The 16,530-nt window shown below is 71.6% G+C and carries 14 protein-coding genes and 1 pseudogene; 7 read left to right on the forward strand and 8 right to left on the reverse strand.

Annotation, left to right across the window (positions count from 1 at the left end; all coding sequences use genetic code 11):
• Positions 1–235: 235 nt before the first annotated feature.
• Both JT362_RS00320 and JT362_RS00325 read left to right on the forward strand, forming a co-directional pair.
• Positions 236–1,033, forward strand: a complete 798-nt coding sequence (locus tag JT362_RS00320) for a glycoside hydrolase family 16 protein (RefSeq protein ID WP_260188923.1) — start codon at positions 236–238, stop codon at positions 1,031–1,033.
• On the forward strand, positions 1,030–2,154 hold the full coding sequence (locus JT362_RS00325; RefSeq protein ID WP_260188924.1) for a right-handed parallel beta-helix repeat-containing protein: 1,125 nt from the start codon (positions 1,030–1,032) through the stop codon (positions 2,152–2,154). Before JT362_RS00320 ends, JT362_RS00325 begins: the two co-directional genes overlap by 4 nt.
• Here the strand turns inward: JT362_RS00325 and JT362_RS00330 are convergent.
• The 8 genes from JT362_RS00330 to JT362_RS00365 are packed head-to-tail and all read right to left on the reverse strand — an operon-like array spanning position 2,138 to position 11,291.
• On the reverse strand, positions 2,138–4,441 hold the full coding sequence (locus JT362_RS00330; protein WP_260188925.1) for a glycoside hydrolase family 43 protein: 2,304 nt from the start codon (positions 4,439–4,441) through the stop codon (positions 2,138–2,140). The two genes, JT362_RS00325 and JT362_RS00330, sit on opposite strands and share 17 nt — an antisense overlap.
• Entirely contained in the window at positions 4,438–5,916 is a 1,479-nt protein-coding gene (locus JT362_RS00335) for a sulfatase family protein (RefSeq protein ID WP_260188926.1), read from the reverse strand. Before JT362_RS00335 ends, JT362_RS00330 begins: the two co-directional genes overlap by 4 nt.
• Positions 5,913–6,890: an aliphatic sulfonate ABC transporter substrate-binding protein gene (locus JT362_RS00340; protein ID WP_260188927.1), complete on the reverse strand. Its 978-nt coding sequence runs from the start codon at positions 6,888–6,890 to the stop codon at positions 5,913–5,915. The genes JT362_RS00335 and JT362_RS00340 overlap by 4 nt, the downstream gene beginning before the upstream one ends.
• A 20-nt stretch (positions 6,891–6,910) precedes the next feature.
• Positions 6,911–7,684 (reverse strand): ABC transporter ATP-binding protein, encoded by a 774-nt coding sequence (locus JT362_RS00345; RefSeq protein WP_260188928.1) that lies wholly within the window; start codon positions 7,682–7,684, stop codon positions 6,911–6,913.
• A complete protein-coding gene (locus tag JT362_RS00350) occupies positions 7,681–8,493 on the reverse strand; it encodes an ABC transporter permease (protein ID WP_260188929.1) in 813 nt (270 codons plus the stop codon). Before JT362_RS00350 ends, JT362_RS00345 begins: the two co-directional genes overlap by 4 nt.
• The gene (locus tag JT362_RS00355) at positions 8,490–9,668 is read right to left on the reverse strand and encodes an ROK family transcriptional regulator (RefSeq protein ID WP_260188930.1); all 1,179 of its coding nucleotides are present in this window, start codon (positions 9,666–9,668) and stop codon (positions 8,490–8,492) included. Before JT362_RS00355 ends, JT362_RS00350 begins: the two co-directional genes overlap by 4 nt.
• 53 nt (positions 9,669–9,721) lie before the next feature.
• Entirely contained in the window at positions 9,722–10,624 is a 903-nt protein-coding gene (locus JT362_RS00360; protein ID WP_375546423.1) for a formylglycine-generating enzyme family protein, read from the reverse strand.
• A 4-nt stretch (positions 10,625–10,628) separates the two neighbouring features.
• Entirely contained in the window at positions 10,629–11,291 is a 663-nt protein-coding gene (locus JT362_RS00365; protein ID WP_260188931.1) for an SDR family NAD(P)-dependent oxidoreductase, read from the reverse strand.
• Positions 11,292–11,347: 56 nt separating this feature from the next.
• Here JT362_RS00365 and JT362_RS00370 point away from each other — a divergent pair, with 56 nt between their 5' ends.
• The 5 genes and pseudogenes from JT362_RS00370 to JT362_RS00390 all read left to right on the forward strand — a co-directional run bounded on the left by JT362_RS00370 (position 11,348) and on the right by JT362_RS00390 (position 16,518).
• Positions 11,348–12,139: an IclR family transcriptional regulator gene (locus tag JT362_RS00370; RefSeq protein ID WP_260188932.1), complete on the forward strand. Its 792-nt coding sequence runs from the start codon at positions 11,348–11,350 to the stop codon at positions 12,137–12,139.
• Positions 12,140–12,389: 250 nt separating this feature from the next.
• Positions 12,390–13,238, forward strand: a complete 849-nt coding sequence (locus tag JT362_RS00375; protein ID WP_260188933.1) for an ABC transporter permease — start codon at positions 12,390–12,392, stop codon at positions 13,236–13,238.
• 101 nt (positions 13,239–13,339) lie between these two features.
• A pseudogene (locus JT362_RS00380) lies at positions 13,340–14,316 on the forward strand (ABC transporter substrate-binding protein).
• A 1-nt stretch (position 14,317) separates the two neighbouring features.
• The gene (locus JT362_RS00385; RefSeq protein ID WP_260188934.1) at positions 14,318–15,751 is read left to right on the forward strand and encodes an FAD-dependent oxidoreductase; all 1,434 of its coding nucleotides are present in this window, start codon (positions 14,318–14,320) and stop codon (positions 15,749–15,751) included.
• Entirely contained in the window at positions 15,751–16,518 is a 768-nt protein-coding gene (locus JT362_RS00390; RefSeq protein ID WP_260188935.1) for a DUF4437 domain-containing protein, read from the forward strand. The genes JT362_RS00385 and JT362_RS00390 overlap by 1 nt, the downstream gene beginning before the upstream one ends.
• The last annotated feature ends 12 nt before the right edge of the window (positions 16,519–16,530 follow it).

A 16,530-nucleotide genomic window follows, 5' to 3' on the forward strand; every position in this document is an offset into this window, starting at 1 on the left:
GTTCGTTCCTGCGTTTCGCGGGGGGCCGCGCGCCCGGGTGGCGGGTCCGGGCCGCGCGCCCCCGCTACTATGGGAGCGCTCCCAATTCCCGCACGGAAATGGTGGCACCCCTACCGCGAACCTGTCAACTTTCCCTTTTCTGAACCGGTTGACGAAGCGCGAAAGCGGTTCTAACGTCGAAGGCAACCGCTTTCCTGGTCGAGCGCGATGCTCCCGACGAAAGAGGGTCCCTGCGATGAAGCGAACGCGAAGGTTCTTCCTGACCGCCGGCGCCGGGGTGACGGCCGCGGCGATCGCCACCCCGGCCAGGGCGGCGGCCTGGGAGACCGTCGTCAGCGGCTCGTTCGACAGCTATTCGACGCTCGAGGCGGCCTGGGGCTACCGGTACCCGTGGGGTTCGGACCACAACGGCAGCGCCAGGATGTACGCGAGCGCGTCCGACCACAACCACGTCTTCCTGGAACGCCCCGGCGTCCTGGCGATCAGGGCGACCAGGATCGACTGGGACGAGGGCAACAGCGGCAGCGATCCGCACCTGCCGATCCGCTACCACTCCGGCGCGGTGCACGCCCGCCAGCACGTCGTGGTCAGCGACCAGTTCCCCAACTGGGAGGTCAAGGGCGAGTTCCAGGCCCCGGCCACGCGCGGCGCCTGGCCGGCCTTCTGGCTCACCGGCGTCAACTCCTGGCCGCCGGAGAGCGACATCCTGGAGTTCAAGGGAGACAACAGGAACTGGTTCAACACCTATCGGAACGCGAGCGGCGGCTGGTCGAACACGATCGTCGGCGTCCCCGATCCGGGTGCCTGGCACGAGTACCGCGCCTGGATCACCAAGGCCGGCGCCACCGACGTCGACATCCACTACTACCTGGACGGCCGCTGGGTCGGTCAGCACCGCGGCGCGGACTTCGTCGGCCGTCCGATGTGGATCATCTGCAACCTCCAGATGGAGGGCTCGTCCGGCTCCCCGGGACCGTCGGGCGAGACGCTCTACCGCGCCCGCAACGTCTACGTCGGAAGGTCACGAGCATGAGAGCGCTCCTCGCCACCATCGCCGTCCTGGCCGGTCTCCTCGTCGCGCCCGCCACCGCGAACGCCGCCGAGTGCGGCAGCGGCACCTTCCACGCGGAGGCCTACGCCAACGGCGGCACCTGGACCGCCCGCCGCGACGGCTCCACCGTCTACACCGGATCCGACATGCGCGCCGCCGTGCAGGCCGCGGTGAACAGCCTCACCCCCGGCCGCACCTGGAAGGAACGGGTCGTGGTGTGGAGCGCCGGCACGATCAGCGCCGGTTCTCGGATCTCCCTGCCCAGCCACACCGTGCTCGACGCGTGCGGCACCATCACCGTCACCGGGTCGGGCTCGGGCGACCAGGCCCCGGTCTACTCCCGGGGCACCACCGACATCGAGGTGCAGCACCTGTCCCTCGCCGGCTCCCCGCTCTACGGCGTCTTCCTGCGCAACGTCTCGAACGTGGTCCTCGGGCAGCTCGACCTGCGCCTGTCCGGCGGTCTCGGCGTCCGGATCGACAACCACGGCGACACCAGCCAGCGCAGCCGCGACATCCGCATCGACGACGTCTACGTGTCCGGCACCAGCACCCACGGCGTCGAGACCTACGGCGTCGACAACCTGACCATCGGCACCGTCACCGCCCGCGACACCGGCCACTCCGGCCTGCTGCTCAACGACACCACCAACGCCACCGTGTCCAAGGTGGACGGCTGGAACACCGGCGCGGGCACCGGCTACGCCGCGTTCCGGATGGCCAACCGCAACGGCCGGGTCGGCGGCGGCTACCCGACCAACATCCGCGTCGGCGAGGTGATCGCCCGGGGCGGCGGCCGAGGGATCTTCTGCGTCTCGGAGAGCGGGGGAGCGGTGATCGACCGGGTCGACATCGCCGACACCGGCAACAACGCGATCCTGGTGGAGAACTGCCACAACGTGACCATCGCCGCCCAGACCGGCAGGGTCGCCGGCCCGGGCGACATCCGCCTCGCCGCGCGGTCGGAGTTCGCGAACAGCTCCGACATCACCATCCAGAACCTCACCGTGACCGACTCGGCGATCACCGAGAACCCGTGCGGGGTGAACACCACCTTCCGGAACAACACCCTGGTGAACTCGAGCCTCAACGTGTGTGGCTGAACCCGGCCCGGTACACGCGGACGTAGTCGAACTCCGCGACGGCCCCGGTCCGGTTCATCGAGACCAGTCCGATGTCCAGGTCGTCGCGGGTCGGCAACGTCCACACGCCGTTGTGCACCCAGTGCCGGCCGTCCCGGCTCGTCGCCGCGCGCACCTCGTTCTCGCCGTGCTCGGTGTCGGCGTGGAAGCTGAGCCGCAGCCACATGGTGTCCGCCGCCGGCCCGCCGAACATCGGGGCGTTCGCCACCGGGGTCGGCGGCGTGGTGGTCGGCCGCTCGCCCTCCTTGCCGAACTCGCTGACGTGCAACAGCGCACCGCCGCCCCGGTGCAGCGGGAGCACCGAGTGCACCAGCTTGAAGTACCGGTCGTCGTTCTCGTACAGCAGGATCCCGGCCTGCTGGGCGACCTGGTCCGGCGCGAACTCGATCCTGGTCTCGACGGTGAAGTCACCCGCCGGCGCGTCCCGCAGCAGCACCGGCGCGGTGTTGTTCCCCAGGTGCAGCTCGTTGTTCCCAGTCGGCCAGGACAACTCGTCGCCGGTCATCGTCAGCCCGGCCGCCGGCCCGCGCACCCACCGCCACGGCGAGTCCGGCGTGGTGCCCGGCACCTCGGCCCCGTCGAACTCGTCACCGAACAGCAGCTCGCCGACCTCCGGCTCCGGCACCCGCTCGGTGACCGGCCGGTACAGCGGCACCGCGCTCACGTTGTCCGCGTCGACCCCGGCGCCCCGCGCGGCGACCCCGACGGCACCGCGCCGCGCGGCCGACCGGGGGACATGGCGCTCCTGCAGCGCGACCGGGTCACCCATCCGGTCCTCGGTCACCTCGACGGTCAGCCGGGTGCCGCGCACCTCGACCGCGACGTTGTGCCAGCTGTCGAACCGGAACCCGGCCGGCAGCGGCGTGACCTCCTCGGCGTGCCCGCGCCCCAGCTCGGTGACCAGCGCGTGCCGGTCGCGGTCCAGCCAGGCGACCACCTGGTGGTTCCGGTCGCGGTGGCCGACCACCAGCCCGGCGGCCCCGTCGGTCACCCGCAGGTCGGCCTCGGCCCGCACGTCCGCCGGCGCGCGCCCGGTGGACAGCAGGTACGACGTCCGGTGCCCGCCCGCGTGGGTGGCGTACCCGCGTGCGTCCGGCTCGTGCTCGACCGACCAGCCGCGGCCGACCGGGTGCATGCCGGCCAGACCGTTCTCGTTGAACGTGCTCCCGGCGACCGGCGCGGTCACGGGTGCGCGCTGCGGACCCTCCGACGGCCCGGCGCCCGCCCGCAGCACCGGCCAGCCGTCGATCCAGTCGAGCCGGTCCAGCAGCATCGGCCGCCTGGTCAGCTGCCGGTCGATGCCGGGCACCCGTGCCAGGTCCGGGTCCCGCGCCGGAATGCCGTGGTACACCAGCCAGTCCTGGCCGGCGAGGTCGGTGAGGAACCCGTTGTGCCCCGGCCCGATCCACCGGTTCCCGTTCGCCCCGGCGACGATCGCGCCCTTGCTGGTGAGCGCCATCAGGTCGACGCCCTCGTCGTCGGTGAACGGCCCGGTCGGGCTGGTCGAGCGGCCCGCCTTGACCTGGTACCCGCTGTAGGCGCCGTCGCAGCAGCCGGCGTCGGAGTAGAACAGGTAGTAGAACTCCTCGTGCCGGACGACGAACGCGCCCTCCATCCGCCTGCCCCGGGCGACCTGGGTGACCGGGCCCTCGATGTGCGTGGCGTCGGCGTTGGTCCTGGCCACGCAGATGGTGTCGTAGCTGCCCCAGTAGAGCCAGTGGGTGCCGTCGGTGTCGGTGAACAGGGCCTGGTCGATGCCGCCGGTGGGGCAGCCGCTCGGTTCGGGCAGCGTCGGGCCCTCGTCGGTCCACGGGCCGGTCGGGGTCGGCGCGGTGGCGAGGCCGACGGTGTTCCGCCCGGGCACCGAGTAGTACAGGTAGTACCGGCCGTCGACGTACCGGACGTCCGGCGCCCACAGCCGCGATCCGTCGTGCCACGCGGGTTGCGTCTCCTGGGTGAACACCTCCCCGGCGTACTCCCAGTTCACCAGGTCGGCCGAGCGCAGGATCGGCAGCATCCGCTCGCCGGTCTCGCCGCGCGACTGGAACACCGGGTTCTGCGTGCCGTAGGCGTACCAGAAGCCGTCCCTGGCGCGGATCGTGACGGGGTCCGGGAACGTGTCGACCACGTCGCCGGCGACCGGGTTCGTGTAGGTGGCCGGCGCGGGTGCCTCGGCGACGGCGGGTGCCGGCGCCAGGACGAGTCCACTCAGGACGGCGACGGCGGCGGCCAGGACTGTCGGTCTCACTGCGACTCCTCCAGTTCGAACACGCTCAGGCTCGGATCGTGGTCGGACGCACCGATGTCGTACATCGGCGTCATCCAGTGGTAGAAGTTGTCGCCCCGCTCGCGGAGCAGGTCGTACAGCCGGCGCATCAGCCGCCGGCGTACGGGGGCCAGCTCCGGATGGGGGTACCGGTTGTGCAGCTCGTGCGGGTCGTCGAACAGGTCGTACAGCTCGTTGACCGACTCCGGGTTGACCACGAGCTTGTACCGCTCGTCCCGGATCATCCGCTGCGGGTACGGGAAGTGGTGCCCGTGGAACTCCGCGACCAGCTCCGCCCGCCACTCCGGGTGCTCGCCCCGGACCAGCGGCAGCAGGCTCGCGCTGTCCACCGCGGGTGTCGGGTCACAGCCGGCCAGCTCCAGGATGGTCGCCGTGCAGTCGGTCAGCGTGGCGAACTCGTGCCGCACCCCGGGCGCCTCGCCGGGCACCCGCACGATGCCGGGGATCCGGTAGATGTCCTCGTACATCGCCGGGCCCTTGTCGTGCAACCGGTGCGCCCCGGTGAACTCCCCGTGGTCGGCGGTGAAGAGGACCGAGGTCTCGTCGGTCAGGCCCAGCTCGTCGAGCCGGTCGAGGATCCGCCCGATCTGCTCGTCGACCAGGGTGACGTAGCCCCAGTACACCGCGATCAGCTTGCGCGTGACCTCGATCGGGATCGTGTCGAACGTCCAGTGGTCGCTGTAGTTGCGCTGTACCGGCGGCTTGCCCTCGAACGTCTCCGCCACCGACGGCGGCAGCTCCACCAGGTCCGGGTCGTACCGGTCGAAGTAGGCGTCCGGCAGCAGGTAGGGCAGGTGCGGGCCGAAGAAGTGGGTGGCCAGGAAGAACGGCTTCCCCTCCGTGCGGTACCGATCGGCGTACCGGTCCAGGTGCTCGATCGCCCGGGTGGCCAGGTAGTGCTCGAACGTCGCCGCCACCGGCTGGTGCAGCCGCGCGGCGAGCAGGTTGCCCGGGTTGCCGTTGGGCGTGGTGCCGCGGATCGGCTCGGAGATCCGGTACGGCGGCAGCCCGCGCTCGTCCAGGTAGGCCAGGTAGTCCGGGTGGTCGACCGGGTTGTGCCAGCCGGGCAGGTCCGGTCCCTCGAAGCCGTAGGACGCCGCGTTGCGTGCCACCCCGCCGTGCCACTTGCCGATCAGGCCGAGCCGGTAGTCCCGCTCGGCGAGCGCGGCGGAGAACGTGAACGCGTCGTCGCGCAGGTCCTCCAGGTAGCCGACGTTGCGCTCGTAGTTGGCGAGCAGCCGGTGCCGGAACGGTGCCTGCCCGGTGAGCAGGCTCGCCCTGGCCGGCGTGCAGATCGCGGTCGGGGTGTAGAACCGGTCGAAGCGGGTGCCGGTGGCGGCGAGCCGGTCCAGGTTCGGCGTGGCCACGTGCGGGTTGCCGTAGCAGCCAAGGGTGTCCACCCGGTGCTGGTCGGTCATCAGGAACAGCAGGTTCACGTGCCGGACGCCTCCGTGTAGAGGTCACCGGTGTAGTAGCTCGCCGGGTCCGGTGTGGACTCGAGCTGTCCGGTGCTGACGAAGAAGTCGGCGAGCCCGTTCAGCCAGCCGTCGACGGTGCCGTCCTCGGTCCCGGCCACCAGGTCGTTGGTGGTCATCGTCTCCACGTTCGCCGCGTCGGCCCGGACGGTCTCCTCGTCGATCTTCAGCATCTTCGCGGACAGGCCGATCGTCTCATCGGGATGCTCGACTCGCCAGTCGTTGGCCTTGCGCAGCACGGCGAGGACCTTGCGGGTCAGCTCGTCGTCCACCTGGCGACCGCCGACGAACGCGGTGGGGAAGGAGCTGTCGGCGAAGTCCCGGGTGCTCGCCACCTCCACCAGGTCCGGCACCTTCGGCTTGATCGAGGTGCCGATCAGCGGGTACCAGATGCCGGCCGCGTCGATCTGCCCGGACACGAACGCGGACACCACGGTCGCCGGGTCCATCGGCACCTTCTCCACGTCGTCCTGGCTCATCCCGGCCTCGCGCAGCGCCAGGTTCAGCACCATGTCGCCGGAGGTGCCCTCCGGCACGCCGACCCGCCTGCCCTTCAGGTCGGCGACCGAGTCGATCCCGGGCTGGGCGATGACCCGGTCGGCGAAGGTCAGCGTGTTGATCGCGACGATCTTCGACTGCCCGGAGGCGGGCAGCCAGAACGCGCCCGGGCCGATGTAGCCGAAGTCGAGGTCGCCCGCGCCGAGCGCCTGGATCTGCAGCGGGCCGTTGGTGAACACCTTCAGCTCCGGGGTCAGGCCCTCCTCGGCCCACAAACCCTGCTCGTTGGCGATGGCCAGCAGGCTGACGCCGTTGTAGTCGCCGATGTAGCCGAAGCGGACCGTCGACCCGTCCCCGGAGTCCGAACAGGATGTCACGGACAGTGTCAACACGATCGCGGACAGTGCGGCCAACAGGGCGCGACGGAACACACGCATGCGAACGTCCTTCCGGGTGATCAGACAGCGGCGGGGGACTGGTGGTAGACGGAGTGCCAGACCTCGTTGCGGATCCGGCTGAACTCGGGGGAGAGCCGGATCTCCTCGGTGCGCGGATAGGGCAGGTCCACATCGACGATCTTGTGGATCCGGCCTGGCCGGGCGGCCATCACGACCACCCGCCGGGCCAGGTACACCGCTTCGTCGACGTCGTGGGTGATGAACAGGACCGTGCGCCGGTCCTGGCTCCAGGTGTCGAGCAGCTGGTCCTGCAGCTGTACGCGGGTCAGCGCGTCCAGCGCGCCGAACGGCTCGTCCATCAGCAGCACGGTCGGGTCGACCGCGTAGGCGCGGGCGATCGCGCACCGCTGTTTCATCCCGCCGGACAGGGTCTTGGGCAGGGCGTCGGCGAAGTCGGTGAGCCCGACCAGGTCGATCGCGCGCTGTGCCCGCGTGCGGCGTTCCTCGGCCGGCAGGTCGGCGAGCCGGAGCCCGAACTCGACGTTGCGGCGCACGGTCAGCCACGGGAACAGCGCGTACTGCTGGAAGATCACCCCGCGCTCCGGCCCCGGCCCGGTCACCGGCGCACCGTCCACCAGCACCTCGCCCCCGGTCGGCTCGTCGAGCCCGGCGGCCATGCCGAGCAGGGTGCTCTTGCCGCACCCGGACGGTCCGACCACGGTCACGAACTCCTCGTCGGCGATGTCCAGCGACACCCCGTCGAGCGCGGTGAACGTGCCGCCCTTCACCGGGAACGTCCGGACCACGTCCCGGAAGGTGATCTTGGGAATCATCGGCGCTCCTGCCAGCTGGTGAGGCGGCGGTCGGCGAGCAGCAGCAGGCGGTCCATCAGCAGGCCGAGCACGCCGATCGTGATGAGGCCGACGAAGATGGTCGGCAGGTCGTAGTAGAGCTGGGCCTGCTGCATCCGGTAGCCCAGTCCCTCCTGGGCGGCGATCAGCTCGGCGGCGACCAGCGTCGCCCACGCCGAGCCGAGCCCGATCCGCATGCCGACCAGGATGAACGGCGTCGACGCCGGCACCACGACCTTGGCGAAGATCGTCCGGTCCGACGCGCCGAGCACCCGGGCGGCGTTGATCAGCGTGCGGTCGACGTCGACCACGCCCTGGAAGGCGGCCACCACGCTGGACAGGAACGCGGCCAGGAAGATCACGAAGACCTTCGGCACCTCGCCGATGCCCAGCAGCACGATCGCCAGCGGGATGATCGCCAGCGGCGGGATCGTGCGGAAGAACTGGATGTAGGGCTCCAGCAGGCCGCGCGCGGTGGCGTACCACCCCATCAGGAATCCCACCGGAACGGCGAGCGCGGTGCCGAGCGCGAACCCGATCAGGACCCGTCGCAGGCTCGCCAGCACGTCCTCGGCGAGCGTCCCGTCCGCGATCAGCTCGCCTGCCCGGTCGGCCACCGTGACCGGGCCGGGCAGGCCCTGCACGCCGATCGCCGACAGCAGCGACCACACGCCGATGCCGAGCGCGACGGCGACCAGGTTCAGCACGAGCGGCCGGACCCCCCGGCGCCGCGCGCGCCTTGGCGTGGACCGCGCTGGCACGGCGTTCTCCGGTGCCGCGACGACAGTCATGGCGACTCCTCCCCGGGTTCCGGTTCGGCGGGGTAGTGGGACAGCAGCGGGGACTCGTGCAGAACCAGGGCGATGCCGCCGAGCGCGCCGCCGACATCGCCGAGCGTCGCCCGGCGCAGGCTGACCTTGTGCCGGGAGATCGGCAGGATGTGCGCGGACAGCGCCGCCTCGATCGGGCCGAGCAGTGCCGGCCCGGTCTCCGCCAGCTCACCGCCGACCACGATCACGCCAGGACCGACCGCGTTGCACAGCGCCGCCAGCACCGCGCCGACGCGGGTGCCGACCGAGCGCAGCACGTCCCGCGCCGCCGGCTCACCCGCCTCCAGGGCGGCCACCAGCCCGGCCACGTCCTCGGCGTGCCCGCCCGCCGTCCGGTGCGCGTCGAGCACCGCCCGGACCGACGCCACCGTCTCCAGACATCCGGTGCCGCCGCAGCCGCAGCGGGCGCCGTTCTCGTCGACGGTGATGTGCCCGAACTCGCCGGACAGCCCGTGCGCGCCCCGGTGCAGGGCGCCGCCGACGACGAGCCCGCCGCCGACCCCGTGCGACAGGCGCAGGTACAGCACGTCCTGTCCGCCCGCGGCCGCGCCCCAGATCGACTCGGCGAGCGCGGCGAGGCGGGTGTTGTTGTCCAGCAGTACCGGCACCCCGAACCGCTTGCGCAGCAGCCTCGGCAGGTCCTCCCGGTCCGCACCCGAGTCGGCCACCGGGCCGACGATCCCGACCCCGACCGCGCTGAGCGCCCCGAGCCGCAGCGTGCCCTCGACCAGCGAGCCGACCAGCCGCTCGGCCAGCTCCACCCGGTCGGCCAAGGCCAGGTCGGCGCCGTGCGGCTCACTGGCCGAACCGACGACCTCGTGCGCGACGTTGACGATCGCCACGTGCACCGCGCGCCGGGCGAAGTCGATGCCGATGGCCTGCCCGGCGTCCGGGTTGAGGGTGAGGGTCTCCGCCGGCCGGCCGCGACCGCGCGGCGCCGTCCCGTCCTGGGCGACGGTGACCACGGCGCCGCTGGCCTGCAGCGCGCCGAGGATGTCGTGCAGAGTCGTGCGGGAGAGGCCGGAGCGGGTGCCGAGCGCGCCTCGGCTGAGTGGTCCGTGCCGGCGCAGCAGCCCGAGCACGAGCTCCTCGTGCCCGCGTCGGAGCTGCGACAGGGGACCGGAACGACGCTGCATGCCGGTCAGTGTGACGACCGGCACTCATTTATGTCAACGTCCCGGAAAAATAATCAGGCGTCCCGCACGCACCGGAACCCGACGTTGCCCGCGGTGCTGTCCGGGGTGTTCGACGTGCGCGCGGCGACCCGGTACCGGTTGCAGTACGAGTGGTGGCACAGGTACGACCCGCCGCGCTGGACCTTCGGCGCCCCCTCCGGCGCCGGCGCGGTGTGGTCGACGCGCCAGGCGTCCGAGCACCACTCCCACACGTTGCCCGCGACGTTGAACAGGCCGAACCCGTTCGGCGCGAACGCGTCGACCGGCGCCGTGCCGCGGAACCCGTCCTCGACGGTGTTGCTCGTCGGGAAGCGGCCCTGCCAGATGTTCGCCCGGTGCTCGCCGCCCGGCGTCAGCTCGTCGCCCCACGGGTAGCGCCGCCGCTCCAGCCCGCCGCGCGCGGCGTACTCCCACTCCGCCTCGGTCGGCAGCCGGACGCCCGCCCACCGGCAGTAGGCGAGCGCGTCGTGCCAGGACACGTGCACCGCCGGGTGGTCGTCCCGGCCGTCGAGGTCGCTGCCCGGACCCTCCGGTGCCCGCCAGTACGCGCCGCGCACCCCGCACCACCACGGCGCCCCCTCCGGCCGGGGTGCTCCGCGCCGCAGCGCCGCCGGCAGGAACGACGCGAACACGTACGACCAGCCGAACCGCTCCGCCTCGGTGACGTACCCGGTGGCCTCGGCGAACGCGGCGAACCGCGCGTTGGACACGGCCGTGGCGTCGACCCAGAACGGGTCCACCGTCACGCGCCGCACCGGCCCCTCCCCGTCCGCGGGGAAGCCCTCGGCGTCGTCGGTGCCCATCAGGAACTCGCCGCCCGGCAGCCGCACCATGCCCTCGGTGTCCCCGTCCTGTGGCAGGGGTTCGTCGTCCACGGCCGTGGTCCGTCCAGGGCCGGACGGCGAGCAACACGTCATCTCCTCATCCCATCCACATCCCGCCGTTGACGTCGATCGTGGCGCCGGTGACGGACGCGGCGGCGGGGGAGCAGAGCCAGCCGACGGTTCCGGCGATCTCGGCCGGGGCGGTGATGTGGTCGAGCGGAACGCCGGCGCGCAGCGTGGTCAGCTCCTCGTCGCTCAGCCGGTCGAGCATCGGCGTGGCGACCGGCCCGGGCGCCAGGCAGTTCACCCGGACCCGCCGGCGCGCCTGGTGTTTGGCCAGGTGCCGGGTCAGACCGATGATCCCGGCCTTGGCCACCGCGTACGCCGGCCCGGACAGCTCGTTGCCGCCGTGCCGGCCGTTGACCGAGCTGAACAGCACGACCGAGCCGCCCTCGGCGACCCGAGGCAGCGCCTGGCTGGTCACCACGGCCGCGGAGGTCAGGTTGTCGTCGATGACCCGGTGCCACTCGGCCAGGTCCAGGTCCTCGATGCCGCCGCTGCCGACCGAGCCGGCCGCGTGCACCACGGCGTCGAGCACCGGCGTGCCGGCCAGTGCCTCGGCCACGGCGTCCGGGTCGGTGGCGTCGTGGCCGTGCGCCCGGTCCAGGACGAGCACGTCGTCCCCGTTCGCGCGGAACCAGTCGGCGCAGGCGGCGCCGATCCCGCCGGCGCCGCCGACGACCAGTGCGGTTCGGGCCATGTCCGCTTTCTAGCACGCGGAACGCCCGCCTTGACGGGGCACTAGTATTTCGCGCCATGACCACGCGGGGGCCTGAGTCCGAGGAGGGTGAGACCAGCAGCGGCATCACCCGCGCGCTGCGGGTCATCTTCGCGGTCGCCGAGTCGCCGGAGCCCGACCTCGGCGTCTCCGAACTCGCGCGCATCCTCGGGTTCAGCAAGACCGTCGTGCACCGCGTGGTTCGCACGCTCGTCGCCGCCGGGTTCTTCGTGGTCGACGAGCGCACCCGGCGCTACCGGCTCGGCCCGGGCGCGGTGAGTGTCGGCCTGGCCGCGCTGGCCAGGATGGAGGTGCCGCGGATCGCGCAGCCGCACATGGAGCGGCTGGTCGCGCGTACCGCGGAGACCGCGACGCTCTCGGCCCGCTACGGCGACCAGCGGATGTACCTCACCCAGGTGCTCTCGCCGCAGGAGATCCGGATGGCCGTGCCGCTCGGGCAGCTGTTCCCGCTGCACGTCGGCGGGTCGTCCAAGGCCATCCTCGCCTCGCTCGACGCCGACGAGCTGGCCGGCTACCTCGACCGCACGCTCACCGGAACGGTGTCGGTGACCAGCCGGGAGGAGCTGGCGGACGAACTGCGCCGGATCCGCCGCCGCGGGTACGCGGTCAGCCGGGGCGAGCGTCAGGTCGACGCGGGCTCGGTCGCCGCCCCGGTGTTCGACGCGACCGGCCGCGTGTACGGAGCGTTGTCGATCTGCGGCCCGGTGGCCAGGATCAGCGACGACAAGATCGACGAGTACGGCGCGCTCATCACCGAGGCCGCCGCCGCCGTCTCAACCGGACTCGGATACCGCGCCGCCGGCGCCTGATCCCTGTCCCGCAACCGCTTCGGGTAACGGTCAGGTTTCGTTCACGCTTCAACAGTCCGATCCGGACTGTCCACAGGCCACCGAACCGGTCCGGCTCGTGACGGTGTGCAGCGAGCCGCGAATTCACCCTCGATTCAGTCCGCCGATGCCTTGACCGTCACTCGAACGCCTGCCTAGCATACCGAAATCCGGTACGGCGTTCCGCTAAGCGTTACACGGAACGTTCCAGGGCACCCGTGGAGGACGCCACATGGTGAGTGCGACCCAGGCCCCAGCCCCGCCCCAGCCCGCGCCCGAGTCGTCGACCGCCAAGCGGCGATCGGGGCCGCGGTGGCTGCTGTGGGTGACGACGCCGCTGATCCTGGCCGCCCTCATCGGCGCCTGGAAGCTCTACACGGTGGTGTTCGGCGTCGGCGAGCTGATCCTGCCGCCGCCGGAGATGGTGTGGACCGCGCTGGTCGACCTGCTCGGCGACTCGATGATCTACGAGGCCACCTACGTCACGTTCTACGAGACGATCGTCGGCTTCGGCATCGCCGTCGTGGTCGGCGTGGTGCTCGGCATCGTGCTCGGCAAGATGCGGTCGGTGGAGCGGGTGCTGTCCCCGTTCCTGGTCGCCACCCAGGTCGTGCCGAAGGTCGCGATCGTGCCGTTGTTGTTGCTGTGGTTCGGTTTCGGCATCTCGTCGAAGATCTTCATGGCGGCGATCATCTCGTTCTTCGTGATGATGCAGAACACGATCCTCGGCATCCGCTCCATCGAGCCGGGCCACCGCGACCTGATGCGGGTGATCCAGGCGCCGTGGTGGAAGCGGGTCATCTCCCTGGACATCCCCTCGTCCCTGCCGGCCGTGCTCACCGGCATCGAACTGGGCATCGTCTTCGCCATCACCGGCGCCATCGTCGGTGAGTACCTCGGCGGCGACGAAGGACTCGGCGCGCTGGCCACGGTCATGCTCGCCGCGCTGCGCACCGACCAGCTGTTCGCCGTCGTGATCATCATGACCGTGCTCGGCTTCCTGCTCTACGCCGTGGTGGCCACCATCCGGCGGTTCGCGATCCCCTGGCACGAGTCGTCGGGGCGTGCCACCTCCCTCTGATCCCCCGGAACACCAGGAGCTGCAAGAAGATGGACCGACGCTCTTTCCTCCGCACCGGCGGCCTGTTCGCGGTCACCACCGCCGCCGGCAGCTCGTTCCTGATGGCCTGCGCGCCGTCGACCGGGAACGACGCGGCCAGCAACAACCCGTCCGACCCCAGCCTGCGGAACCTGGTGTTCGTCACGCCGTTCCAGCACATCATCAACTACGCCGACGTGTACGTGGCGATCCAGGAGGGCTTCTTCGAGGAGGAGGGCCTGCGGATCGAACCGATCGGCGGCAGCGGCACGGCCAGCTCGGTCTCCCAGGTCTCCGCCGGACAGGGCATGTTCGGCAAGGCCGCCGCGGTGATCACCTGCCCGCTGATCGCCGACACCGGCGCCACGATCGTCACCGTCGCGCAGGGTGACCAGAAGAGCCAGTACAGCGTCGCGTCCATGCCGGACAACCCGCTCACCCACCCGGACCAGTGGCAGAACAAGACGATCGGCGTCATCTCCAAGGGCGGCACGACCGAACTGCTGCTCGACGCCATGTCCGTCGCGGAGGACTCGACCCGAAGAAGGTGCGCAAGGTCGTCACCGGCGGCGACGTCGGCTCGCTGGAGTTCCTCAAGCGCGGCGAGGTCGACGGGTTCATCACCTACCTCGGCTCGGAGACCGCGTTCGAGCAGCGCGGCATCGAGCTGAACTACCTCAACACCGACGAGTTCGCCCCGATGCCGGGCGACTCCTACTTCGTGAAGGCCAAGGACGCCCAGCAGGAGGGCGAGGCGATCACCGGCTTCCTCCGCGCGTCCCGCAAGGGTTACCAGTTCCTGGAGGACCCGGCCAACCTCGACAAGGTGCTCAGCGCGGTCGGCGCCTACAACGAGGTCGAGGTCAGCGACGAGGAACTGGCCACGCTCAAGGTCGAGGCGCAGGCCGACTTGTGCAAGCCGGCCTCCGGCGACTACCTCGCGATCGACCTGGCCGCCTGGGAGTCCGCCGTGGAGCTGATGCGCAAGTCCGGGATCATGAAGGACACCAAGCGCCCGGTCGAGGACTTCGTCACCACCGAGTTCGTGGACCAGATCTGACGTGGCCGCACCGGAACGGACCGACGTCGTCATCGTCGGCGCGGGCACCGCCGGTCTGCCGGCCGCCATCGAGGCCGCCCGGCACGGCCTGCGGGTGACCGTGCTCGAACAGGCCGACCAGGTCGGCGGCACCCTCTGGCGGTCCTGGGCCCAGCTGTCCGCCGGTGGCACCGCCCTGCAGCGCTCGCGCGGCATCCACGACAGCCCCGAACTGCACTACGACGACGTGATGCGGATCAGCAAGGGCACCGCCGACCCGGCCCTGGTCCGCCTGGCGGTCCGGCACGCGCCGGAGACCGTCGACTGGCTGATGTCCGCCGGGTTCGACATGGACCCCGAGGCACCGGCGATCCTGTACTTCCACGAGCCGTACTCGCTGCCGCGCACCTACTGGGGCAGGCGCGGTGGCCGGTCCGTGCTGGAGGTCCTGCTGCCCCGTTTCGACCGGGCCCGCGAGGACGGCACGGTCACCGCGCACCTGAACACCACGATGACCGCCCTGCGCACCGACGGGAACCGGGTGACCGGCGTGAGCGCGCTCGGCCCCGACGGCGTCCGCCTCGACGTCGACGCCGACGCCGTCGTCCTCACCAGCGGCGGCTACTCCGGCAACGCGGACCTGTTCGGTGAGCTGACCGGCGGCGCCCCGCTCGCCGGCCCCGGTGCGCCAACCTCGACCGGCACCGGCCTGCTGGCCGCGCTGGACGTCGGCGCCCGGACCCACGGCGGCGACAAGTTCCTGCCAACCTACGGCGGCGTCCTGCTCCCGGACAGTCCCTCCAGGACGATCGCGCTCGACGACTACCCCCAGCTGACCCCGCAGTCCCGCCCGCCGTGGGAGATCCACGTCAACGCGCGCGGCGAGCGGTTCGTCGCCGAGGACGCGGACAGCGTGGACGTCCGGGAGAACGCCCTGCTCGACCAGCCGGACCTGACGTTCTGGGTGGTCTACGACGACGCCGTCCGGCAGAAGGCCCCCGCGCTCCTGCCGACCTGGGCCGAAGACGACCTCGCGGACGCGTTCGCCACCCACCCGTCGTTCAGCGTCGCCGACACCGTCGAGGCGCTCGCCGAACACGCCGGCGTCGACCCGGCCGGCCTGCGCCGCACGGTCGACGAGTACAACGCCGCCGTCACCGCCGGCCGCGACCACCTCGGCCGCACGCACCTGCCGCTGCCGATCGAGCGGCCGCCGTTCTACGCGATCCGCAACCACGGCACGACCCTGAAGAGCCCGGCCGGCCTGGTCGTCGACGAGCACCTGCGGGTGGTCGGCGCCGGCGGTCCCATCGAGAACCTGTACGCCGCGGGGGAGGTGCTCGGCGGCAGCACGCTGTCGGGCAAGTCGTTCGTCAGCGGCATGAGCGTCACGCCCGCGTTGTCGTTCGGTCGCCTGCTCGGCCGCCGGCTCGCTGGCGTCGAGGAGGATGCCTGATGTGGAACCGGCCCGACGTCGACTTCGTGCACAGCGGCGACCTGCCGTGGGAACGCCCGAACGACGGTGAGTTCGGCTTCGCCGGCGGCGGCCGCAAACGGCTGCTCAGCCGCGACCCCGGCGACGGCGCGGAGACCGCCGTGCACCGCGTGGTCGACCCGCAGGTCGGCGTGCTCGCCGCCGAGGCCGACCTGTACGTGCTCTCCGGTGGCGGCGTCCTCAACGGCCGGCCCATCGACGTCAACCACTACCTGCACGTCCCCGCCGGCACCGCACTCGACCTGCGGCCCGGCGTGCGCGGCCTCGTGCTGTACTGCGGCTTCTGGTCCACCCCGGCCTTCGCCGCCGGTGACGGCCAGGACGTCGTGACGGTCACCGACACCGAACGCCTGGACTGGACGCCCGCGACCTGGAGCGGCGACGTCGAGCTCAAGCCGGGGGCGATGCTCAAGACCCTGCGTGCCGACGACCGCGCCTACATCTACCTCGCCGCGATGATGCCGGGCTGGCGCTCGGAGTCCGAGGAGGCGCACCCGGTCTACGAGGAGTCGTTCAAGGTCTACGGCGACGTCCTGATGGGCGCCCGCGGCGTGATGCGCGAGGGCGCGTACTTCTTCCGCTCGCCCGGCGTCTTCCACGGGCCGCTGTACTCGCGCGGCGGAACCATGTCGTTCATCCGGTCCGACGCGGCCACCACCACCGAGTACCGAGACCCCGCGCCCGGCGGTGCGTGGCACGAGCTGGCGAGGCAGGCCTATGTCGACTGAGAGCACCATCCG

The sequence above is a fragment of the Actinophytocola gossypii genome, assembly GCF_025165815.1.
In the GTDB taxonomy this organism is placed as follows: Bacteria; Actinomycetota; Actinomycetes; order Mycobacteriales; family Pseudonocardiaceae; genus Actinophytocola; species Actinophytocola gossypii.

Excerpts from the sequence above, each read along its gene's own strand:
- JT362_RS00320 (WP_260188923.1), top strand. The coding sequence starts at position 236 with ATGAAGCGAACGCGAAGGTTCTTCCTGACCGCCGGCGCCGGGGTGACG.
- JT362_RS00350 (WP_260188929.1), bottom strand. The coding sequence starts at position 8,493 with ATGACTGTCGTCGCGGCACCGGAGAACGCCGTGCCAGCGCGGTCCACG.
- JT362_RS00365 (WP_260188931.1), bottom strand. The coding sequence starts at position 11,291 with ATGGCCCGAACCGCACTGGTCGTCGGCGGCGCCGGCGGGATCGGCGCC.
- JT362_RS00355 (WP_260188930.1), bottom strand. The coding sequence starts at position 9,668 with ATGCAGCGTCGTTCCGGTCCCCTGTCGCAGCTCCGACGCGGGCACGAG.
- JT362_RS00370 (WP_260188932.1), top strand. The coding sequence starts at position 11,348 with ATGACCACGCGGGGGCCTGAGTCCGAGGAGGGTGAGACCAGCAGCGGC.
- JT362_RS00360 (WP_375546423.1), bottom strand. The coding sequence starts at position 10,624 with ATGACGTGTTGCTCGCCGTCCGGCCCTGGACGGACCACGGCCGTGGAC.
- JT362_RS00340 (WP_260188927.1), bottom strand. The coding sequence starts at position 6,890 with ATGCGTGTGTTCCGTCGCGCCCTGTTGGCCGCACTGTCCGCGATCGTG.
- JT362_RS00375 (WP_260188933.1), top strand. The coding sequence starts at position 12,390 with ATGGTGAGTGCGACCCAGGCCCCAGCCCCGCCCCAGCCCGCGCCCGAG.
- JT362_RS00390 (WP_260188935.1), top strand. The coding sequence starts at position 15,751 with ATGTGGAACCGGCCCGACGTCGACTTCGTGCACAGCGGCGACCTGCCG.
- JT362_RS00345 (WP_260188928.1), bottom strand. The coding sequence starts at position 7,684 with ATGATTCCCAAGATCACCTTCCGGGACGTGGTCCGGACGTTCCCGGTG.
- JT362_RS00325 (WP_260188924.1), top strand. The coding sequence starts at position 1,030 with ATGAGAGCGCTCCTCGCCACCATCGCCGTCCTGGCCGGTCTCCTCGTC.